This is a genomic window from Roseovarius aestuarii (assembly GCF_019966515.1).
In the GTDB taxonomy this organism is placed as follows: Bacteria; Pseudomonadota; Alphaproteobacteria; order Rhodobacterales; family Rhodobacteraceae; genus Roseovarius; species Roseovarius aestuarii.
In genome coordinates, this window is record NZ_JAIMIB010000018.1 from 80,997 (window position 1) to 104,058 (window position 23,062).

Annotated in this window: 18 protein-coding genes and 1 pseudogene; 8 read left to right on the plus strand and 11 right to left on the minus strand. The window is 54.7% G+C overall.

Features of this window, described 5'->3' with window-relative positions; genetic code table 11:
* Window positions 1-114: 114 nt before the first annotated feature.
* The 6 genes from LC334_RS18540 to LC334_RS18565 all read right to left on the minus strand — a co-directional run bounded on the left by LC334_RS18540 (window position 115) and on the right by LC334_RS18565 (window position 4,499).
* Complete coding sequence (locus tag LC334_RS18540) at window positions 115-453, minus strand: tRNA-binding protein (RefSeq protein ID WP_085801881.1); 339 nt, start codon at window positions 451-453, stop codon at window positions 115-117.
* A gap of 149 nt (window positions 454-602) precedes the next feature.
* Window positions 603-1,094, minus strand: a complete 492-nt coding sequence (locus LC334_RS18545) for an Lrp/AsnC family transcriptional regulator (protein ID WP_085801882.1) — start codon at window positions 1,092-1,094, stop codon at window positions 603-605.
* 27 nt (window positions 1,095-1,121) lie between these two features.
* Window positions 1,122-1,844, minus strand: coding sequence for a haloacid dehalogenase type II (locus tag LC334_RS18550; protein ID WP_085801883.1), 723 nt, complete (start codon window positions 1,842-1,844; stop codon window positions 1,122-1,124).
* Window positions 1,845-1,848: 4 nt separating this feature from the next.
* Window positions 1,849-3,204 (minus strand): aminotransferase class III-fold pyridoxal phosphate-dependent enzyme, encoded by a 1,356-nt coding sequence (locus LC334_RS18555; protein WP_085801884.1) that lies wholly within the window; start codon window positions 3,202-3,204, stop codon window positions 1,849-1,851.
* A gap of 442 nt (window positions 3,205-3,646) precedes the next feature.
* A complete protein-coding gene (locus LC334_RS18560; protein WP_085801885.1) occupies window positions 3,647-3,907 on the minus strand; it encodes a hypothetical protein in 261 nt (86 codons plus the stop codon).
* Window positions 3,908-4,244: 337 nt separating this feature from the next.
* Complete coding sequence (locus LC334_RS18565) at window positions 4,245-4,499, minus strand: COG4315 family predicted lipoprotein (RefSeq protein WP_263286556.1); 255 nt, start codon at window positions 4,497-4,499, stop codon at window positions 4,245-4,247.
* Here LC334_RS18565 and LC334_RS18570 point away from each other — a divergent pair.
* The 4 genes from LC334_RS18570 to LC334_RS18585 all read left to right on the plus strand — a co-directional run bounded on the left by LC334_RS18570 (window position 4,498) and on the right by LC334_RS18585 (window position 8,397).
* Window positions 4,498-4,767, plus strand: a complete 270-nt coding sequence (locus tag LC334_RS18570) for a hypothetical protein (RefSeq protein ID WP_223413073.1) — start codon at window positions 4,498-4,500, stop codon at window positions 4,765-4,767. The two genes, LC334_RS18565 and LC334_RS18570, sit on opposite strands and share 2 nt — an antisense overlap.
* Window positions 4,768-4,909: 142 nt before the next feature.
* Window positions 4,910-5,410, plus strand: a complete 501-nt coding sequence (locus LC334_RS18575; RefSeq protein WP_223413068.1) for an RNA polymerase sigma factor — start codon at window positions 4,910-4,912, stop codon at window positions 5,408-5,410.
* Window positions 5,407-6,183, plus strand: coding sequence for an anti-sigma factor family protein (locus tag LC334_RS18580; RefSeq protein ID WP_085801887.1), 777 nt, complete (start codon window positions 5,407-5,409; stop codon window positions 6,181-6,183). The genes LC334_RS18575 and LC334_RS18580 overlap by 4 nt, the downstream gene beginning before the upstream one ends.
* A gap of 450 nt (window positions 6,184-6,633) precedes the next feature.
* A complete protein-coding gene (locus LC334_RS18585; protein ID WP_139836486.1) occupies window positions 6,634-8,397 on the plus strand; it encodes a calcium-binding protein in 1,764 nt (587 codons plus the stop codon).
* Window positions 8,398-8,758: 361 nt separating this feature from the next.
* Here LC334_RS18585 and LC334_RS18590 read toward each other — a convergent pair whose 3' ends face one another.
* The 5 genes from LC334_RS18590 to LC334_RS18610 form a co-directional block, all read right to left on the minus strand.
* Window positions 8,759-10,327, minus strand: a complete 1,569-nt coding sequence (locus LC334_RS18590; protein ID WP_085801888.1) for a DUF7055 domain-containing protein — start codon at window positions 10,325-10,327, stop codon at window positions 8,759-8,761.
* 146 nt (window positions 10,328-10,473) lie between these two features.
* Window positions 10,474-12,108, minus strand: coding sequence for a B12-binding domain-containing radical SAM protein (locus LC334_RS18595; protein ID WP_085801889.1), 1,635 nt, complete (start codon window positions 12,106-12,108; stop codon window positions 10,474-10,476).
* Window positions 12,033-14,198, minus strand: a complete 2,166-nt coding sequence (locus LC334_RS18600) for a glycosyltransferase (protein WP_085801890.1) — start codon at window positions 14,196-14,198, stop codon at window positions 12,033-12,035. The genes LC334_RS18595 and LC334_RS18600 overlap by 76 nt, the downstream gene beginning before the upstream one ends.
* Complete coding sequence (locus LC334_RS18605) at window positions 14,195-15,124, minus strand: lysylphosphatidylglycerol synthase transmembrane domain-containing protein (protein ID WP_176237753.1); 930 nt, start codon at window positions 15,122-15,124, stop codon at window positions 14,195-14,197. The genes LC334_RS18600 and LC334_RS18605 overlap by 4 nt, the downstream gene beginning before the upstream one ends.
* 17 nt (window positions 15,125-15,141) lie before the next feature.
* A complete protein-coding gene (locus LC334_RS18610; protein WP_085801892.1) occupies window positions 15,142-16,389 on the minus strand; it encodes a glycosyltransferase family 2 protein in 1,248 nt (415 codons plus the stop codon).
* 274 nt (window positions 16,390-16,663) lie between these two features.
* Here LC334_RS18610 and LC334_RS18615 point away from each other — a divergent pair.
* The 4 genes and pseudogenes from LC334_RS18615 to LC334_RS18630 form a co-directional block, all read left to right on the plus strand.
* Window positions 16,664-16,865, plus strand: a pseudogene (locus LC334_RS18615) (IS6 family transposase); the annotation flags it as partial.
* 182 nt (window positions 16,866-17,047) lie between these two features.
* Entirely contained in the window at window positions 17,048-17,812 is a 765-nt protein-coding gene (locus LC334_RS18620) for a FecR domain-containing protein (protein WP_085801893.1), read from the plus strand.
* A gap of 106 nt (window positions 17,813-17,918) precedes the next feature.
* Entirely contained in the window at window positions 17,919-20,642 is a 2,724-nt protein-coding gene (locus LC334_RS18625; protein ID WP_176237754.1) for an EAL domain-containing protein, read from the plus strand.
* Window positions 20,643-21,116: 474 nt separating this feature from the next.
* Window positions 21,117-22,835, plus strand: a complete 1,719-nt coding sequence (locus LC334_RS18630; RefSeq protein WP_223413072.1) for a DCC1-like thiol-disulfide oxidoreductase family protein — start codon at window positions 21,117-21,119, stop codon at window positions 22,833-22,835.
* Window positions 22,836-23,062 lie beyond the last annotated feature (227 nt).

Here is a 23,062-nt window from a genome sequence, read left to right on the forward strand (position 1 = left end):
CCGTAGCGGGCTCGATGGTAGATTTGGTTTGAACCTCTTGCGGATATCAAACGGGGCGGGCCTTGCCACACCGCTTTGCGTTGAACAGTTGTGTTGCAAAACGGCGTGTTTGTTTCAGAAGATCTCGCCCGCGACCGGCACGTCCGAGGACGGTCTCAGCAGGATCGTTTCGCCTTTTTCATTCGGCACGCCAAGGATCAGAATTTCCGACATGAACCCGGCAATGTTGCGGGCCGGCAGGTTTACGACGCACACGACCTGACGGCCGATCAGCTCTTCCTCGGAATAATTGGTGATCTGGCCTGATGACCACTTTTCCCCCAGATCGCCGAAGGACACACAGACCTTGTAAGAGGGGTTTCTGGCGCGTGGGAAAGGCAGAACCTCTTTGATCTCGCCGATACGCATCTCGATCTTGGCGAAGTCGTCATACACTATTTCATCTTTGGTCATGATTTTCTCCCAATATTCTCAACAGGCATAGCAGCTTCCGACACGCCAGATGGCCTCAATTGAATCACAGATTTGCAGTCTGGCGCTGAAATAGCGACCGTAAACCACAGATTATGCTGCCGCGGTTTTTGCGTGCCCGGGGCCGCTGCTTATTCATGATCAAGAATGCGGTCCAGCGGCACTACATTGAACGGTACGACGGACTTGATCACCACATAGCTGAAATACTTGTCCACGCCGATGTTGCGCTGAAGGATCGTCTCCATGATCTCCTGATACTGAGGCACGGATCGGGCCACGAATTTCAGCAGATAGTCATAGCCGCCACTGACCAGGTGGCATTCCATCACATGCGGGTGTTTGCGAATGTCGGCCTCGAATTTGACGAAATCATTGTGCCGGTGGTCGGCAAGGGTCACCTCGGTGAAGACGACCACATGATCCGAAAGTTTCTTCAGATTGATCAGCGCCGCATATCTGTCGATGTACCCGGCCTTTTCCAATCGTTTCACCCGTTGCAGACAAGGGCTGGGAGACAGCCCGACCACATCTGCAAGGGTTACGTTGGTCAGTTTTCCATTCTTTTGCAGTTGGGACAGGATATTGATATCAATCCGGTCGAGTTTTGGCAGACCATGCATAACCTGTCCCTCCTAACTTTCAGGCCCCTACCCTGCCAGTTCAGCCTGATGTGCTTTCGCCATCTCTATCATGCTGTTGAACTGGAAATCGTACTTAGGCATATCGCCTGGATTCATGGTAGCCCCAAAGCCCTGCTTGTCATGCCGACGATAGATCCAGCAATTTGCAAGACCATATTTGTTTGCCGGTGCATGGTCATGGAACATGCTTTCCGCGGTGTGCAGAATGTCACCTTTCTCGATGCCCTGATGCTTCAGCATTTCGAGCATATAGTCGAAGTTGCGATCGAAAGGCTTGTAGCTGCCGACGTCCTCAGCGGTATAGACACCGTCGAAATGCACACCCAGACGCGTGTTTGCACCTGAGAATGTCAGGTTGTCCGTGTTGGTCAGAACCACCAGTTTGAAGTGCTTCTTGAGGTAGGTCAGCGCCTCGATCGAGTCGTCGAAAGCCGGCCAGTGACGCCCGGACTTACCGTAGGCCTCGCACTCTTCCCAGGTTACCTCGACACCCCATTCTTCGGCCAGGCGGCGATACACGACCGGCAGCAATTCGTAGTACTTCTTTGCGGGCGTGTAACGTTGTGTCGTGCTTTCGTAATAGGCGTGCGCTTCGAGGATATCATCACGGGTCAGGCTGCGGCTCACCCGGTCGGTCAGCGGTTTCAGACCAGTGACCATGCCGGTTTCCCAGTCAATCAACGTGCCATAAACATCAAATGTCAGGGCTTTATAGTCACTCAGTTTCATTGCTTCATCCTTTGATATCGAGAATTGAGTCCAGTGTTGCGCGCAAGCGGGTCACCAAAAGGTCGACCTCTTCCCTGGTGATGCAGATCGGCGGCGCCAAACCAATACAATCATCGGCGAAGGCCCGGAAAATCACGCGGTTTTCATACCCAGCTGCGGCCAGGCGTGCTGCAACTTTCATCTCCTTGGTTGGTTTGGTCTTGGCTTCCTTGTCAGTGACAATTTCTATGGCCGCCAGCAACCCCTGACTGCGAATATCACCGACCAGCGGGTGATCAGAAAGCGTTCGCAACTGTTCGCCAAAATAGGCGCCGACAGTCTTTGCGTTTTCAATCAGTCCGCCTTCGTAGAGACGCAGCACCTCAAGGGCGACAGCAGCACTAACGGGATGACCTGAATACGTGAAGCCGTGTCCAAAGGGCACACCATCGGGAACCGCGTCGGCCATGACCTCGTAGATCCGGTCGGACACCAGAACCGCGCCCATGGGAACATATCCGGACGTCAGACCCTTCGCACAGGTCAGGAAGTCCGGCTCCAGCCCCTCATGCTCGCACGCGAACATCGGCCCTGTCCGGCCAAAAGCGGTGATCACTTCATCTACGATGAACAGGATACCCAGTTCTCGGCAGGTGGCCTGCATGGCGCTCAGAAAACCTTCGGGGTAAACGATCACACTTCCCGATCCCTGAACCGGTTCGCAGATGAATGCCGCAACCTTGTCTACACCCAATTCGGCGACCTTGTTGCGGAGATCCTGAACGGATTTCGCGATAATCGCAGCATCATCTGCTGCGTCATTGCGATAGGGATAAGGTGACGGGATATGATGTTGCCACTGTACCGGAATGTCAAAATTCAGATGGAACGCCGGCAAGGCCGTCAAACCTGCCCCATTCGAAGTCGACCCGTGATAGCCCTTCTCCAATGCGATGAAGTGCTTTTTCTCAGTGAGGCCGCGCGCGTTGTTATAGTAGCGCACCATCTTGATCACTGTATCGACAGCGTCCGAGCCGCCAAGCGTGAAGAAAACCTTGTTCAGATCGCCTGGCGCCAGTTCTGCCAGCTTCTCAGTCAACTCAATGGCAGGCTCACTTCCAAAGTGAAAATAGCCTGTTGCGTAAGGCAAACGCCGCATTTGTTCAGCGGCGGCTTCCACAATGCTTTCGTGCCCGTAACCGGCATTGACGCACCACAACCCCGCAAACCCGTCCAGCAATGTGTTCCCTTCGGCATCGGTCAGAAAACAGCCTTTGGCTGACTGCAAGACGGTGACTCCGCGTTTTTCGTGGGCACGCATCGGCACAAACGGGTGGATATAGTGCGCGCGATCTTTCTCAATTAGGGAATTGGACAACATGGCTTAAGCCCTCCTGACATCACGGAAAACTTAGGCGGAATTGACGAACTATTTGGCTCAATTTCAAACTCATGCAGCATTTTATGCCGCGGGCAAATCAGTTAGCGCCATTACATGCTGAATTGACAGGTCTCACCTCCCACGCCGATGATTCATGTCTCAAACATGGACCTCGATCAAACATTCTCCCCGAATGTCTGCATATTGTGAATTCACTCTTGGTCCACATTAGTGCCGCCGACTGATTTTGACAGCTTCAAGAGATTAACCAATTGACGATATTTATTTTTCTATAAAACAGTTTGATTTTATGGCGACAAAGCCACTCATGTATCAACAAAGTATTCGGGTGGTGGCAATGACCTCCACCCTTTCCATAAGCTCTTCTTTGTTACGCAGTGCGAAACACCAAGCTTGCTGAATTCCAGTCGTCAAACGACGTTCAAAGAATGAAGCTTTCTTCCGTGAGGACGAAACTCGTATCCGACAATACCTCGATCTTGACGGTTCCACATCTGTCGCTGGTGAAACGGATAGTGGCCGTCATATCGGACGTCTGGTCAATCTCGACATCACCGAACCCATTGACGTGGTTGGCTCTGGACAGGTCGATCAAATCAACACCGCCTTCCCAGTCAACGATCGTTCCACCGCGCGACGTGCCATAGAAGCCGAAAATGTCGTTACCGTCGCCACCGATCATCAGATCACAAAAGGCTTTAGCTGGCGCTTAATCGCGTTATCCAAACTGTTGCTGCGACGTGCACCGCCAAACAAAGGAATGATGCGATGTTGCGCCTCTGGTATGTTGTTAAGGACCCGGGTGCCTGCAAACAAAAAAACTATGCGGCCACGAATTTCTTCGGGCCGCATGCACTCGTTACAACAAAAAAAGGGCTAATCTGTTTCAGGTTCAGTAGGGTGCCGAGCCGTAGGAGTAGGCAGATGTGCTTTCGTATTGACCTCCATACTCGCAGGCCGTTAGAGCCAGCAGGCCCAGCAAAAATAAGAAACTACGTGTCATAAATATTCCTCCCGATTTAATCACGTGCGGCATCCCAGACACCACCGACGCCATGGCCCGTGATGTCGCCTTTTGCGGTGTCGCCAGCCCAGAAGTAGAGCGGCTGGCCATTCAACGTCCATTGACGGGTCCCGTCCTTGCGCTCGATGATCCCCAAGGCGCCTTTTTCGCGCGTCGATGCCGGGGCGACGAAGGGCGGCCAGGCCCGGGCGCAGTCGTCATAACAGTTCGATCTGTTCCGGCTGTCCTTGCGGAAAGTGTACAGCGTCATGCCAGTCTTCGCGGAAGCCAGCACCTTGCCGATCTCGGTATTCACTGACACCAACGTTTGTGCTGAACCGGCTGTTCCGAGCGCGGCAATGACAGCGCATGCTGCGATTAGTTTGCAATTCATCGGTCAACTATCCTTTTCAAGTTCGGTAAATAAAGTGGCGTTCTTTGCTCTTACTGCTGACCTCTACGCACGGGCCGAGCCGCTTATTCACGCGTTTCGAACAAAAATAGGAATTTTTTCGCCTGCCCGTGCGTATGCTCTTTGAAACAAGGGCAAAGGAATGCGAAATGAACACGGCTTTGTCAGGTCCGTTGAACTGGCAATCACGTTGCCATCTTGCGCCTGTCACCACGGTGAGAGACGATACCACGTACACGCGAGGCGTAGATGTGAGAGAGGACCACGCATTGACCGATCTCAAGCGCGAGCTGATCGCGCTCTTACCACGGCTCAGACGGTTTGCCCGGTCGTTGACCCGTTCGGTTCCCGAAGCGGATGACCTTGTTCAGGAGGCGTGCCTGCGCGCGCTCAGCCGTGCACATCAATGGGATCCGGCGCAGCCGCTTGATCGGTGGATGTTCCGGATCACCCGGAACCTGTGGATCAGCGAAATGCGTAAGCGAACGGTTCGGTTGGGCCAGGGTCACGTCCCGGCAGACGAGAGCCACGAGCTGGTCACCCATGAGACAGGTGAAACGGCGGCGGCCGTAACCGAGCTTCGCAAGCAGATCTACATGCTGCCGGAAGAGTTGTCCGCTGTCCTGCTCACCATATCGGTTGAAGGCTACAGCTATGCCGAGGCCGCCGAGCTGTTCGATATTCCGATCGGCACAGTCATGAGTCGCATACACAGAGCGCGGAGAACCCTGGCCGCGCAGATTGCCGAACCCACAGGAGCGAGCACGTGACCGACTACACAGACAAACTAAGCGCGTTCCTGGACGGTGAATTGCCGGAGGCCGAAGCACGGGAGATCGAAAAAGCCCTCGCCGATGATCCGGCACTTCAGGCCGAGCTTGAAGCACTGAAGGCCGCGGATGTGGTGGCGCAGGAAGAGTTCGCGGCGATCCTAGACGAGCCGGTTCCACTGGAACTGGCGGCCACCATTCGGAACGCTCCGTCCGGGCAGCGCGCTGCGAATGAAACCGGCACGCCGTCTGTATTCAACTGGCTGAGCACCATCGCGGCATTGGTCGTGCTGGCGATTGGCGGCGGTGCGGGCTATTTCACCGGTCTTTCGCAGGGCCAGCAGATTGCTGCGGCCCCCGGCTGGCTGGCTGATATCGCCGACTACCACCGCGTCTATGCAGGCCAGGGCCGGCATCTCGTGGAGGTGCCTGCAGCCGAGGCCGACCACATCCGGACCTGGTTAACGAAGTCGGTCGGGGCCGAGGTGCGCATTCCCGACTTGACCACGCATGGACTGACCTTTCAGGGTGCGCGCTTGCTGGTCGCTGCTGGCAAGCCGGTATCGCAACTTATGTATACGGATGCCGAAAAACGCGTGATCGCCCTGTGCCTGATCCAGTCCGACGCCCCGCGTGACGGATTTCAGGAAAAGAATATCGGCGCGTTCGATATGGTGAGCTGGGGCGCGCGGAACGCGAATTTCGTCATCATTGGCGACGAGGACCGCGATGATCTCACCCTGATCGCTCGTTCCGCTGCGGATCAGGCATAGGCGCACGATCCTATCTTGGACTAGTTTCCGAGATGCCCGGCGCGCTGTACCGGGCACGGTCCTGCTTCAGCTGACACTCTGATCAAACCGGCGCAATGGATTCTGACTGATGAAACACAACCTGATCAGGGTTGGGAAATCCCTTCAGATATGGATGGGCGTTAGGTGCCAGCTAGTTATTTCCCATAGCGCATCGTCCATCAAACAGGCCGAGGCGGCCAACCTGATTGGCGCGGCATCAAAGAAATTTTCAAAGATGAGAATAATCCACCGTGGGCGCGCGTAATCCGGACATGAACGTTTAGCCATGCAGCTTAAAATTGCATCTGCGTTCCTGAAGGGAGGAACCGACATGATGACCGTATCACCTTCGACTACCCGATGCGCTTTTGTGTTGGCCCGTCTTTTCCAACCCTCCCTACGTAACCAGTTGATTGAGAGGAATAGAAAATGACCACGAAAATCAAAACCCAAAAGGATATTTCGAAAGGTCCCGAAGCAGCCAAGAGGAATGTTGCCGAAATCACCGGTACTGACGACAATGATTTTCTGATCGGTACATTTGGCCACGACAGCATGAAAGGGCTTGCAGGCGATGACGTGTTGCTTGGCCTGTCGGGTGACGACACAATGGACGGCGGGGATGGCATCGACATCATGCTCGGCGGTCGCGGCTATGATGTCATGTCTGGCGGAAACGGTGTGGACGCGATGAGCGGCGGCAAAGGCAACGACACCGTGATCGGCAACAAAGGCGATGACATCATGCTGGGCGACCAAGGCGATGACCTGCTGGTGTGGAACAACGGCGACGGATCTGACCTGATGCGTGGCGGTGAGGGCTATGACAAGACCCAGGTGAATTTCTTTACCGATCTGGTCAATGAGGATCTGCAAAACCAGGACACAGCGCGTATCCAGACCTCGGCGGACGGCATCAGCTTCGCCCGGACCGAACTGAACGGACAGGCCGTCAACGGTCTCTTTGAACTGGACATCGCCGAGATTGAGGCGCTCGAGGTGAATTTCGGTGGCGGCGATGATACCGCCGAGTTGGTCGGGAATGTCGCCAAAGAGATCGATATCACCCTGGAGGGAGGTGCGGACGAGGCTGGCGACACGCTGGACCTCAGCGAACTTGCCGCCGGTGCAAAGGTCGACCTGGATGTCAAATATAACGGCGGTCGCGGCCTATCGCAGTATGGTGAGGTCAAGACCGGTGGCGCAAAGGTCATTGCCAACGATTTTGAAAACGTAATCGGCACCGATTTCAAGGACGTCGTCAAGGGCAATGCCGAAGACAACGTGATTTCAGGCGGCCTGGGCAACGATCGGCTCTCCGGGCTGGCTGGTGATGACACCATCATCGGTAACAAGGGCGACGACAAAATGCGCGGCGGCAGCGGTGACGACCTGCTGGTCTGGAACAACGGAGACGGCTCCGATCGGATGAATGGCGGCAAGGGGCATGACACGACCGAGGTCAACTTCTTCACCGATCTGATCAACGACGATCTGCAAAACGATGACACAGCGCGGTTCGAAGAGGCCGGGAAGGGCATCACCTTTGCCCGGACCGAGCTGAACGATCAGACCGTCAACGGACTTTTCCAACTGGACATCAAAAAGGTCGAGAAGATCGTCACCAACTTCGGTGGTGGCGATGATACTGCCGAACTGGTGGGCGATGTGGCCAACCGGATCGACATCGTGCTGGAAGGTGGCGATGAAAAGACCGGTGATACGCTGGACCTGAGCGAACTTGCTTATGCCGCTAAGGTCGATCTGGACATTGAAAATGACGGGGGGCACGGCCTGTCGCAAAATGGCGAGATCAAGACTGGTGGTGCAACTGTCATCGCCAACGATTTCGAAAACGTCATCGGCACGGAGTTCGCAGACGAAATTTTCGGAAATGCGGAAGACAACACCATTGCCGCTGGCAAGGGTAACGATGTTATGGCTGGTGGAGATGGCGCGGACGTTTTCGTCTTCGAGGACCACGATGGTCAAGACAAGATCATGGATTTCGATCCGGATGAAGACACCATCAGCCTGAGCGGTGTATCGAACATCACCGACTTTGATGACCTTGCTGACAATCACATCGTGCAGGTCGGCGACAACGTCGTGATCAATGATCACGCGGGCACGCAGGTCACTCTCGAGAACGTCGACATCCGCAATCTTGATGCGGACAGCTTCCTTTTCTGACCATTGGGTGCATTGGCCCAACGAAACGCGCCACGGGGACGTCAGTGTCACCGTGGCGCAAATTCTGAACCCGTAGCTTTCGAGGACTGCTGGCATGCGCACAACACCCAACATTCGTGCCTTTTGCAGCAATCAGTGGGAAGAGCTTGAACCAATCATCAGAGGTCCTGAGGCGTCGCCTCTGGAAATAGGTTAGGGTTGGCTACATGATTGTGCCGCGGCGACTGGCCACCGTGTGCCGTCGTCTCATTCAGGTGCGCTACCGCACTTGCATGACAGGTGTTCTCAGACATTGGTATCAAACAAAAATCGTCTAACCTCAGCGCTTATGGAGCCCGCATTCTCGCAACCATCAGGGTTGTCAAAAGGTGTAAACCCCTTCGAAAATCGGAACCGGCACCATTTCCAGATGAAGGTTAGAATAGGTTTTGTGACCAGGTAGCAGAAACAACGGCCAGTCGGCGCCTTCATCCAGCCTTAAACGAATTGGACCCGGCTTCAGCAAAAAGGGAACCCGCACCGGCCTGCCTTCCACCAGCAAGGTCGTTTGTACAGGCTTTCCTGTTTTGTCAAACAAACCGAACTCCTGTTCCAAAGGCACGTTGAATGTTACTTCTCGCGCGTTCGAAATACGTGCTCCCGGAACCTGAATGTTGGGAGAAATTCGAACATATGAATGTTCCAAAAGCGGCCTCAGTAGATCACTCAGATTCTGGGTTCTGTAACTGTCAATGATGAGATGCGGTGGCGCTGCACGCAATTTTGTCATCACGTCAGAGCGCTCCCCGTCTGAATTTGCGATGTGGACCTGCCTTGCGTCGAGCCATCTACGTTGGGATTCCCTGAAATTTGACAGCATCCCGATCCCATCAAAATAGGTTTCGCCCGGGTCCAGCAGGCTTTCCGCCTGCCGCATAATCTCGAGCCCCGCCCGATTGTCATTTTCGATGTAAGATACGTTCCGGATGAAGCTTACGAGGATTGCAACGGCCCACAGCATATAGATCAATTTGGTCCCCGTTTTATGGCCCTTCATGATATCCAGCGTAGCCGGTGCCCACAGAGTCAGGAATGGGATCACCATGATAAAGACATAAGGCCATGGCTGATTGTGACGGGCGATCAGAACAATCATCACCGAGGTAGAGATCAGCGCAATTTTCTGAGCCGGTATCAGCGTCCGCCACTTGTAAGCGCTGATCGCCAAGCCAAAGGCAGCGAGTAGATAGGGAATAAGATTTCGTCCAACCGTCTGCACATAAAATGTTTCCAGTCCGGCATAGTAGGAATGACCGTTGGTGGCGACTTCCACGGGGCCTTTGAAAAGGGATGCAAAGATCGTGTGGGCTTCCCAACCGCCGAACACAAAACAATATACAAGAACGGGTATCCCCCATCCTGCGATCAGGATCGCACCCTGATGAAGGGCGGCGATGAGGCCCCCCCTGGAGAGTGCCGCCACGCCCAGCCCAAGCCCGAGAGAAAAATTGAAATACACTGCCTTTTGCGTTGCAAGAAAGGACAGCCCGCTTAGGCACCCGGCAATCAGGATCGTTTTTCTGCGCTCAGTGTCGCGGGACACGACCCAATAGAGTGCGGCGGTTGCAAAAAACAGCGCCAAAGGTTCAGAGCGTGTTCGGAAAATCCGCTCGATGAAGGTCGAAAAACTCAAAACCAGCACGATGACCAGTAGCGCCTGCAGCCGGGTTTGCCCAAGCGCGCGTGCGATCGCGAATAAAAGCCCCAGTGTTCCGAAAGCCAGCAGCGCAGTTTGCAGGCGACCGAGCAATAGTGAGGAGGGTGCATCCCAGCCCAACCAATGAGCCGGTTTGTAAAAAACCGCGTAGCCCACGGCCTTTGCTGGCCAGATAGTGTCAAAAAAGCCGTCGCCGAGGTATTTGGACTGACCAAACTGCCAGAATTCGTCCATGACGAATTGGGTGTTGTACGCAAGTATCAGTAACAGACAAAGCTTGGCGCATAGCGCGACCGTAATTACCCAATGGAAGCGCGCCGACAAACCGTCAGCAGCGCCAGAACTGGTATATGCTGTGTTTGTAATATCCAAATTGCTACTCAACTGGCGCGTTTTATCTGGCTGCTCTTTCCGTTGATCAACTCCATTCTACCGCGCGGTACTCTTGTTCGGGCGTTCCAGGCGTCGTCAATGTCGGTCTGCTTGGGGGGCAGGACGCTGGTCACGGCCTTGTCGCCACGCACAATCGAAATCAGGAAATTTCTGAACGCGTTGACCGATCTCAGACCCTCTTTAGGATTTGTCACGGCCTGTATCGCCTTTCGCACCATGTAACTGGGACGGAAGTGAAACTTACGCACTGCGTATTCGCAAAAATCTTCAAGATCTTTTGGCGACAGGCCCGGCAGATCCAGAACGCATCTGTGCCCGCCGTCAGGGTTCAGCCATTCATCGAAGTTTGTGGTCGCAAGATAGCCACCCTCTTCGGCCCAATCATAGGCACCGGTGCCGGGGTAGGGCATAACCGGGTAGAACTGCGCGCTGTCGGGATTAAGCTCTTTGGCGAGCCCAAGTGTCTTGGCAAGCGTTTCTTTCGTTTCCCCCGGAAACCCGACCATGAAACAACCATGGACGAGAATGCCTAGTTTCCGGCAATTTTCCATGAACTCTTTCTGGTGCTGCAGGGTTTGCCCTTTGCGCATGTTAATCAGCAGGGTCTGGTCACCCGATTCAAAACCAGTCGCACATTGACGGAGACCGGCTTCTTTCAGGGCTTTCAGTGTCTCGTAGTCGACATTGACACGAATGTTGGCGAACCATGGCAGCGTGATGCCCGCCTCTTTGACCAACCTGGCAATTTCCTGAGCGCGGGCTCGGTCCGAGGTGAACGTATCGTCCTCAAAAACAATCTCCTGCACCTCAGGCATGTTGTCCTGAATCCATTTCATCTCGTTCACGACATCCTCGGCAGAGCGGCAGCGATAGCTGTGACCGTGCATCACCTGCGGATAGACGCAGAAAAAGCAACGCGCCTTACACCCGCGGCCGCCGATCAACATGACCATCGGTTGGTTTGCGATAGTGAAGAGATAGTTTTGAGGCGTCAGGAATTGCTTGTAGACGGGCGCGATCCAGGGCAGCGCATCCATATCGCTGATCAATTCTCGATTCTGGCTTCGCTCGGGGCCTGAAGCAGACCGCCAGGCTAATCCATCGACCGATGCGGTGGGTTGATCCTGTTCCAACGCTTCCGCAAGCTCGGAGATCGTGTAGTCATATTCACCAATTGCAACGAAATCCAACGCGCTGCTTTGGTTCAGCGCCGCCTCCCATTTTGCGGTCACGTGGGTTCCCGTGCAGCAGAAGCTGGCATTTGGCAGGGCGGCTTTAAACAGATCTACGGTTTCAAGGTCGTGGTTCACGCTGGGTGTCGACGTTTCGATCACAATCAGCCCGGCGTCGAATTCCTTGAGCCTTTCGATGGTATCCTGGCGCGAAAGCTCGTCGGCGGCACAATCCAACAGAAGGCAGTCGTGACCTCTGGACATTGCCAACGCAGTCGCGTGCGCTAACCAGTAGGGGTAATATAGGGTTCCGGACTTAATTACGCCCGGGCTGCGCTGAGATCTGGAAAAGCGCCAGTCTCTGAGCGGCGGGTTTACGAAAGCGATGCGCATTGCGTTGCTCCCTCTTTCTGTACGGGTTTCCGTGTTGACTCTATGCGCAACAGCCATTGTTCCAGCACATGATAACCATCGTTCAAAGCGTCAATTTGTGTCGTGCGCGCAGAGGAAGCATCGCTGACATGTTCCGGCGACCGGCCAAGCTTTTTCAGCACTTCATCCGCCCAGCACGGATCATCCAGTTCGACGACCTGATCATCAAATCCGGCTTGGTGGCAAAAGGCGCGAACCTTCGCGGCGTAGTTGAGGGCAACAAACCGCGTGTTGCAATTTGAGGCAAAAATCACTGGATGTAGCCGCATCGAGATGAGCGCTGACGACGCTGCAATGTGGCCCTGCACCTGCGAAGGACTGAGGTGTTCGGTTTCGATACACTCGATGCTGTTACCCGTCCTCAGGATGATCTGCTCGGCGAATACCCGATCTTCCGGGTTCATCGTCGGCAGCATCGCCAATTCATACCCGTCTGCGATCAGTCGAGTCACCAGCTTGGTCCAGTTCTGAAAGCTCTCGTCAATCTTGGCCTGATCCAAAGCGTATATGTTTTCGAAATTCGCCCATGCGCATGGCGAGATCAGTATGCGGTTCTTGGATGTCGCGACCGATGAGGTTGGCAGAAGAAGCGCAGGATCGGCAGCAGTGCTTGCGTGTTGCAAGCCGCAATCACGCAGCAACTTCGTCGAGGCATCGTCGCGGGTGACAACGAGCGACCCGTGGCCCAATGCCCGTCGCGTCAACCACCGTGACAGGCCCCGCCGCAACGGTCCGACGCCGATACAAAACACGCCGACGCGTGTGCGAAAAACCCGCGCGAAGGCAAACAGTGAACAGATGACAATATGCTTTGGTAGACTCAGATCATGAAGCCACTGCCCGCCCGAGATGAATATTCCTTGAAATCCGGAAAACACTAGCAGGCTGCGCATTGCATCGGACACAAGATCGAGAGGTCGAACCGACCGCGAGGTGCGCGCGGGTGCCAGCGCGTCCAGAATGACGCGCTCCCGCGCGTTTTTACAGGCCGGTAAGGGGCGGACGTCAAGCCCGCTGGGTCCGAACGCGATCAGATAAGGATCTATCATGCAGTCCGGCCGCGACAGGAGTTTTTCCATGCGGTCGGAAACGGCACACAGGATCGCCTCATCGCCTTTGTTGCCTGCATTTTTCAAGGCTACCATCCCAACGCGATAGCGTTTGCGGCATGCTTCCCGGTTGTCGCCTCGCTTAATGAGCCCGACAATCTGACCTAACCCGTAAGGCAGATGCGTGGCTGAAAACAAGACCGTTAGTCGTATCCAGAGTGAAGGCCGCCTGGCCTTAAGGCACAAAGCCAACGAAACCGCAGCGATGCAAATCAGATAGAAGGGCAGGAGTAGAATAGCCAGCGGAGGGATGAGAAAAACCGGTGACCAGGCATTCGGATGGCGCCTGATCAGCCATGTCCTGCCCTTTCCATAGGCATACATGTTCTTTGCCCAACTATGCAGGTCGGCGCGTTGATGGTGCACGACAACCGCATCCGGGATCGCAACCAGCGAATGCCCCATGTCACGCAACCGGCGCGACAGATCCTCGTCCTCGCCCATACGGGCAAAACGGGGATCAAAACCGCCAACCTGTTCAAGCGTGGTTTTGCTATAAAGTATATTGAGAGTTGGAATATGCGGCACAACCGCCTCAGTCGACGGAACTTGCCCTTGCAGCGACCCGCGCGAACCCAAATGAGACGCCAACATTATCGCCAGCGCATCGTAATGACTACTTTGGCCGGCTGGTGGTTTGTTACCTCCGCCCACGGCTGCCACATCAAGCTTTGCAGCCGCAGCCAGCAGGTTTTCGAGCCAAGCGGGAGGCGCTTCGCAATCGGCATCCAGAAACGCAACAAATTCCGTTTCTGCCGATTGCCATCCCACGTTTCGGTTCTTGCTGATCGAGCGCGTTGGACTGGAGATGACGTCCAGCCCCGGATAGGCGTTCTTGGCAATTTCGACCGTGGCGTCCGTTGATCCGTCATCAACCAGAATGACTTTGGTCGGGGGGTGGCTCTGGCGATTGAGCGACCCCATGCAAATTCCGATCGTATGTTCGGCATTTCGGGCAACGACCACAATGGTCGCTTGCGACTGCAATGGTTCCGTCATGCCATTGCCTTTCGTGCCGAAAATACCGGGGCCATCAAAAGAGGGGTTACGATAATCATGCTGGTCAATCCCATGACGCGCAGCGCCAGTGCGAATTCCAAAGGTTTTTCAAATCCGTAACCCAAGAAGGCTAACACGCCTGACCAGCCCCATTCTTGCAGTCCAAGATTTCCTGGCGTGAACGCTGCAAGCTGCGTCGTCTGAACAATTGTAAAGCCTTGTGCCGCGTCCAGTGACGATATCGAATAGCCAAGGGCGATCACGATCAGCGGGGCCCTTGCAAGCATTACCAAGTATCGCAGGACCGACAACCCGTAGAGCGCCGACACAGTTGGCCCAGAACATATTCGCGCGATGCCACAATCGTCTAGCAGGGCCTCGTGCCCGGAAAGCTTGGGGTGAAGCTGACGCAAAACGGGGATGATATGGTTTAAGCGGGTTGAAGCCAGCATGCCGAGTACGACAAAAAGAGTCACAAACAAAACCCATGTCAACGCTCCGCCGCCCACAATCCAGGTGATCAGAGTTCCGATGGCGATGCACATCAACACAACAACGTCAAAGAGTTGTTCAAATACCGAACTGCCTGCACCGCGCGTGATGGGAATACCGTGAAACCTACGGCCCGCCCAACCCCTGACCACAACCGAAGATACATAGGTGGTCAAGAGCTGCGACAGCAGTGCCGAAGCTGATGAGCATGTCAAAAAAAACGAAAACCCCGGGGGGCTTGTTTCAGGCGTTAGCTGGTTTACGACTATTCGCCACTTGATCGCCGATATAGTGATCTGAATACCTGTCAGCACAATAAAGCATAACAGCAGCCAATGAGGCGCTTCGATCAATCGATGCAGCAAATTGCGCAGATCCAGACCGCTCCAGACGACGGCGCAGATCACCAGGATTAGTGACAGAAGCAGAAACATACCTGATCGCAGGAACATCATGCCGGCTGATTGAGCGGTGGAATGGCAGGGCTGGGTGTCTGGCTCTCGAATTCGGGTAAGACGGCAGAGTGGCGTGACCTGTTCCCGGCGATCATGGAAAGAAGAAAACCTGAGAAAAATACCTGCACACCAATGATGATCATGGTGAATGCGGCGATCAGAGTGCGTATCTCATTCAACGCCGCGAAATTTGAATTGATCCAGCCTGTGGTGACTGTGCCGGCCCAAAACAAACCAACTAGGGTCAATGAAGCGCCCGCGAGCATCCAGTACTGAAGCCGGGAAAAACCAAGCCAATATCGCGCTCTTTCCGTTGGTACCAGTAAACCGTCACGAAAACTGCCCATCAGCGCAGCCATCCAAAACACGATCGCCTGAGTGGCCAGGATCATCGATGCACTGGCAACGACCGCCCAGTGATCACCAAATCTGTAGCCGCCAATCCAGACCATTTCTGCATCACCGCCAAGTTGCAGCATTACGGTGATGGCGAAACCAACGGAAAATAGAAACAGAGCGGGTGCCAGGAACAGCCAGGTCGGGCTGAGCAAAAGCATATAGACCAGATGCCTCAAACCATCGCGCCAAGGGTTCAGATGAGGAGCGCGGCCACGCCGGTCGGGCGAAAGCGTTACCGGCACCTCGGCAATGGAAAACTGTTGCAACACCGATTTCAGGAGCATCTCAGATGCGAATTCCATGCCCGTGGATGAGAGACTGAGCTGGTCCAACGCATCTTTCTTGATGGCACGAAGACCGCAATGCGCATCTCCTATCTTCGTACGGAACAGAAAACGAAGCACGCCCGAAAGGGCGGGGTTACCTATATAACGGTTCTTCCAGGGCATTGCGCCTGGCTTGATCTCTCCACGAAACCGGTTCCCCATGCATAGATCAGCGCCATCCATGAGGCACTTGATCATGGGAACAGCTTCAACAAAGTCATAAGAACAGTCGCTATCTCCCATGACCAGATAAGAGGCATTGGTCGCGGAAAATCCGCCAATCAGTGCCGCCCCGTAGCCGCGTTGAGATATGTTGACCACCCGGGCGCCAGCCTCTTCCGCGATTTCCTGGCTTCCATCCGTGCTGCCGTTGTCAGCGACAATGACTTCACCTGCCAACTGGTATTGGTCTGCAAGCATCCGCAATGCATCGTGCGCTCGATTGACGCAAGATGAAATTGTCGCCGCCTCATTCAGACAGGGCATGACGATAGCAACCGAGTTCTCGCGCGGTACCATGGTTCTGAAGGCTCCCAATAGCCGATCGCTTTTTCAACAATGAAGACATAACAAAGGAATAGTGTCTAAATCGTGACCACAAGCTGGCCATAGGCGGTTAATTCATCCAAGGAAATCTTCACGTTTCTAAAATCAGAAAGAGTGAGTTTGATATATTCCACAGCGAACAGGGTGTAAGCTAGTCAGACTGACCGGTCAGCGTAACAATACCCGGGCAGGCACTGTCAGATTAAGCCGGCATGAGGCTAATCATGCGGTTTCGTAACTTCACCGAATGACGAAACGCTCCGCATCCCGCTATTTCAAAACCAGCACCGAGATCATTCGTCTGGTGGTAGTGATGTATGTTCGGTTTCCGCTGTCGCCTGCGCAAAGTCGAAAACTTACTGCATGAGCGCGGCATCGACGTCAGCTATGAAACTACTCGATTCTTCGAGCGCCATCTCTGGTCAATGACTGCACAGTGGATGCGGCGTGCATGTAGCGTTGAACTATAGCCACGTCTTTACGGGATCCAAACCGATACGGCCAAAACGACATCAAAAACCGGTAATTTCGAATTTGAATAAAATTGCGATCCGTTTCGGGGTCAATGTTTTTCGCATCTTTAACCGTTGCGTCATATGCCTGATGCAACGTCAAAAAAAGAGTTTGCCCGATGCGCCTTCTTAACGCACTTATCGCCGTGTTTTTTTTGTTTGCAGTACCCGTCCATGCATCTAGCTGGTTGGTTCAAAAGGTGTCCAATGTTGTCGAGGTCTCGATTGACGGGCGAACTTGGAACCGAGTGACTGCAGGAACCGAGCTTCCCAACGCAAGCTGGCTCCGAACCGGCCCGCGGGGACGTGTCATTTTGACCCGGAACGACGAAAGCATCGTCTATCGTGCGAACACACTTGCGGCCATTTCGGTTTCGCAGAAGTCGGGCCGAAAAACGCTCGTCACTCAGCAGCGTGGTTCGGTGCTTCTCTCTGTGAGGAAACGACGGACCCAGCACACGAGTGTCGTGACGCCCCACCTCGCAGCCGTGGTCAAGGGCACCGTGTTCGAGGTCTCCGTCACACCGCAGGTTTCGAATGTCCGCGTGGATACCGGGCTTGTTACCGTTAGCAATGACCATGGTTCCGTGGCTGTCTACGCGGGAAATCAGGCAAGCGCAGGGACCGGAGCGCAAGGTCCGTCAGCCGGCGCCGCGGCTGGAGCCAGCGGTGCCGGGCAAGGCAGTAGCGCCAGCGGGAACAGCAATGGCAACGGGAACGGGAACGGGAACGGCGGTGGGAACGGCAATGGCAACGGCAACGGCAACGGTAATGGCAACGGCAACGGCAACGGTAATGGCAACGGCAACGGCAACGGCAACGGTAATGGCAACGGCAACGGTAATGGCAACGGCAACGGTAATGGCAACGGGAATGGGCGGTAGCGAGTTTTGATGTCAATATGCTGCTGGTCTGGCCGACCTCGAAGCACACCTTGAAGATATCGCTCCATTAGGAATCAGCGTGCGGCACACACATTTGAATACAATCTTGTCGGCCGTACTTGTCTGCGCGGTTTCTCTTGCAGCCCAGAAGCTTGGCGTGTTTCAGGATCTTGACAGGATCCTTAGCAACACTCGTATGGCACTTGCGCCAAAATCCGCCAGTGAAAGTATCGTCTTTGTAGCAATCGATGCCTCGAGCCTCGACGCGGTCGGCACCTGGCCATGGTCGCGCGGTGTCCACGCCAGCATTTTGGACAATCTGACGAATGCCGGCGCGGCAGACGTATTCTTTGATATCGATTTCGATTTTCCGTCCGACACAGACGGGGACCGTGCATTCATAGACGCGCTCGACCGCGCCGGCGGCACAACCTATCTGGCTGCATTCGTTCAACCCTCTTCCATATCGAATTCGGACGTTCGGCACTACAATCTCCCTCTCGCCGCATTTGCCGAGAGGAGTTGGCCCGCTCTAGTAAATGTCATCACCGACGAGCAGGGCCTGGTCCGGAACTATCCTCTTGGCGATGTCATCGATGGCCAATTCATTCCATCGGCGGGCAGTCTCATTGCCGGCCATTTCGTGGAAGCCAAACACAATGTCGAAATCGACTTCTCGATTCGTCCACAGAGTTTCCAGGTTATTTCAGCTATCGACGTGATAGAACGCCGATTTCCCGACGCCCTGTTCGAAGGCCGCTCCGTCATCGTCGGGGCGTCCGCAATCGAGTTAGGAGATCAATACGCCGTGCCCGTCCATGGGGTGGTTCCGGGTCCACTCGTACATGCGCTTGCCGCAGAAACGCTCCGATACGGTCTCAACCCACGCTGGCTAATGGCCGAGATCCTCACCATTGTGCTGTTCATCCTGCTTTGCTTTTTGCATATCCGGCTCAAACACTCTCCAGTCGCATTCGTTGTAGCGATCGTTGCGATCTTGTTGGTTGTGGAAGCGTGTGCGTTCGGTCTCTTCCGCCAAAGTTCCCTGCTGGTCCCCAGTGCCATGCTCTACCCCTCGCTAATCGCATTCGGGCTGTGGCGCCTCGCGACTTTGCTCACCAAGAGCAGATGGGACGAGCGCAAGACGAGCGCGAAGTTCACCAACACTCGGCGCTTGCTGGAACAGGTGTTCGACGACAGCACGGATGCCTTTGTGATTATCGACGAGGAAGGCCAGATCATCCGACATAGCCGGTCGGCTGAACAGCTCTTCGGCGTGGACGGAGCCGGGCGCTTGGCAATACCTGCGGGACTACACCGACATGTTATGGCGGAGATGCTCTCAGATGTTCGCACAGCGGCCCCCTTGATTCACAGCATGGCGATCAACCTGAATGGCCACATGCGATCAATCGAATTCTCGATCGCACGGTCCCATTTCGAGGTGCCGATATCGCAGAACGCAGATGCCAATGTCGCAATCATAGCAACTCTGATGGTGCGTGACGTAACCGAGACGAAACAGCAGGAACGACAAATTGCCTATCTGTCAAACCACGACGAACTAACCGGTGCGTTGAGACGTAGCACGTTTCTGGCATTTCTGAAGCTTCGTCTGGAAGTTGGCGAGCCGGTTGCGGTCTTCGCCCTGAACCTGCAACGCTTCAGGACGATCAATGTCGTCTTAGGACGGAACGTCGGAGACGCAGTGCTGACGGAGATGTCCAACCGACTTAATTCATTGGATGAATGGTTCTCAGCGACCACGCGGCTGGACGCGGATAACTTTGCCATCTTTACCGAGAAACCCGTCGATGCGGACGTCATCGACAAGCTGACGGCGATGATCGTCGACTGCATCCGTGCGCCCTATCGCGTTGCGGGCACGAACGGTCAGTTGGATGTTCGGATCGGCTACACGGTCGTTACCGAAGACGACGAAACGACGGCGGACATGGCACTCGAGCAGGCGGTGGAGGCACTGGAAACCGCGAAGTCGACATTCGCCGCCACATCAACCCATGATCCAGCGCTATCCAAGAAGCAGAGCCGTTTCCGGGCGATCGAGCGTGCGATGGCCGACGCGTTGGCGAACCGGGAATTCCATGTCTTGTACCAGCCGCAATACAGCATGACCAACGGTCGGTTGACGGGTGCTGAAGCGCTGGTCAGATGGAAGAGTCCAAGCTTTGGCCCGGTGTTCCCAGACGAATTCATCCCCATTACAGAGTCCACCGGTTTCATTGTCGAGTTGGGGCGTTGGGTGCTGCAGGAGGCTGCGAAAGACGCACTATTGATGCCCCCGGACACTTCCATGGCCGTCAACGTCTCCGGGGTTCAGTTGATGCATGCGGAAGTGATTTCGGATGTTTTGGCCACCTTGAAGGCAACCGGCCTTCCACCAAGTCGCCTTTGCCTCGAAATCACCGAGAGCGTCTTTCTGACCTCGATCGAACCGATTATCGAGATCATGCACGATCTACGCTTCCCCGGCGTGAAATGGGCTCTTGACGATTTCGGTACCGGTTATTCTTCCATGGCATATCTTTCGAGAATGCCCTTGGACAAGATCAAGCTCGACAAAGCATTCATCATGGACCTCGGCCGCGATCCGAAATCGCGGACCATCCTACACACTGTCGGCGAACTTTGCCGTGGACTTGGCGTGACATTTCTGTGTGAAGGAGTGGAGACGGCCGAACATGTCCGGATTCTGAAATCAGAGAACTGCGCCGAGATGCAAGGTTATTTCTTCGGCAAGCCAATGCCAATCGATGACCTGCTGAAACTGCCTACTTTTGTTTCTCCTTTACTTGCAAGCAGGCAGTGACAAGTGTCTCTGGCCTGATGGTTGAATCTATTCGATCGACCGGCGTTTGACCTTAGTGACGTTTTCCGCTGAAACTTATCCCATCCCCCTTATCGCCAAGAGTTTGGAGAGAAACGTGGCTATTTGGCGCGACCCGTCCCGCTGGTAACGGCCTTTGGTCGAAGCTTTCAGCTGGCCGAAATTGTATCGCGTGACAATGTCACTATTTCGGCGCCGCACGTTCAGGGAGTGGCTGCGCAATTTCAAGAATTGATCACTATTGCGGTTTACTCTCAAACCAGCCGCTATGAACTACAACAGTAGTCGAGTAACGATTTGGTACCATTTTGATCTTATTCCAATACAAAATGGTATCGGTTCAACAAGGCGAAGATGAGCAAGACTGAGGCAACGGGATACATTCGGTCAAGCTCGTGGAGATTGCGTTGGCTCGAGTTGTTCGGTGTCGATCTAAGAACTCTGGCCTTGTTCCGCGTGATGCTTGGCCTCTATCTCATCGCCGACCAAATTCGCAGGATACGGGACCTGTCGGCGCACTACACCGATTTCGGTATCATGCCCCGAAGCGTAGCGATCGATTTTCTATCGACATCATCGTTTTCCATCCACCTGACGAACGGAACCGCTGCATTCCAAGCCGTCCTTTTTGCGATTGCTGGCGCTGCCGCCTTTGCGATGGTACTGGGGTGGCGCACCCGGCTCGCCACTTTTGTCAGTTGGTTTCTCCTCTTATCGCTGCAAAACCGGAACACGCTTATTCTGTCAGGCGAAGATAACCTCGCGCTTCTACTGCTCTTCTGGGCAATGTTCCTGCCTCTGGGCGCGAGATATTCCGTCGACGCAGCCCTGAACCCATCCGACGCATCAGTGCGGAACAGCCATGCTTCGGTGTGGTCGGCGGCACTGTTGATCCAGGGCATGTCGATGTACTTCTTCAGCGCACTGTTAAAATCTGACCCGATCTGGTTCCCCGAAGGAACCGCAGTCTATTACGCTTTGAACCTAGATTACTTCGCGACACCGTTTGCTATCTGGTTCCGTCAATTCGAGTCGCTGCTTCAAGCCCTAACCTATTACGTCTGGTCACTGGAGCTGATCGGACCAATCCTGATGTTCACGCCCGTGTTTCAGCGTTTCCTTCGCCCGATGTTGATAGTTTGCTTTGTTACCATGCACATCGGCTTTTCGATGTGTCTTGAAATCGGTCTTTTCCCGGTCATCTCGATTATCATGAACCTGACGTTCTTACCCGGTTGGATTTGGGACCGGATCGAGCATCAAATGGCAAGTGCCAGCAAGCGAAATCTTACAATCTGGTACGATAGAGATTGTCAATTCTGCGTCAAGCTGTGCCGGATAATCACCACCGTCCTCTTCTTACGCAGTGTCCCGATACAACCCGCGCAGAAGGATCCAAAAATCGGCCCCTTACTTGAAACCACCAACAGTTGGGTCGTGACGAACGGCGAAGGAAGCCACCTCAGATGGGCCGCGATGTGCACATTGGTGGCCGCCTCACCAGTGTTCCGGCCATTGGCTTCACCGTTGAGATGGCGCACTTTCAGCCGTTACGGTGACGCGGTCTATCGCTTGATTGCAGAAAATCGGCCAGTCCTCGCAGGCCTCTCTGATGCGCTTCTCCCGTTCCGAAAGGTGCGGTTGCGCACCAGTGGACCGTCAAACCTACTTGGAGCCGCAGCGCTTGGATTTATTACCGTCCAGAACCTCGCGACGTTGCCCACGTCCGGGGTCCAACTGCCGGCATATTTTACGGCCACGCGCCAGGCGCTTGGCCTCTACCAGAATTGGACGATGTTCGCGCCTTATCCCGAGCTCCGGAGCCCCTGGCCATTCATTCGCGGTGAATTGGTCGATGGCACCGTCGTTGACGTTTACAACCTGCGCCTGGGCGCACCATCGGACGAACGACCAGCCGTCGTTTCCAGCGTTTACGCCAACGACCGTTGGCGCAAGTTTCTGTCGAACCTTGAGGACCAAAGTTACGAGCAAGGTCCGCACAGGTTGTCATTGAACTATGCCAGATACCTCTGCCGTCTTTGGTCACGGGAAATGTCCAACGAGCCGCAACTGGCAACATTCGCGATTGCCTTCATCGTCGAAGATACGCCCCCTCCCGGCGAACTGAAACCGCAATGGGTTAACACAGTCTGGCACCACAATTGCTTCGGATGAAAACCCAGGCAAACGGACGTACTGACGTACTAACGTGCCGAGGCAGTAGCTGATCCTCTTGTTATGCCGGGCACCCGGGATACCGGGGACCGTTGCATTAATTGAATGAGGCTGCGTGTGTGACTTAGCACTTAAAGCCAGGACGTCAGGTGTCTTAGCCCCTTAGAACTGTGCCACTATTTGTGTGTCACAGGAGGGATGGGAGATGGCTCGGAAGCGGTATTCGG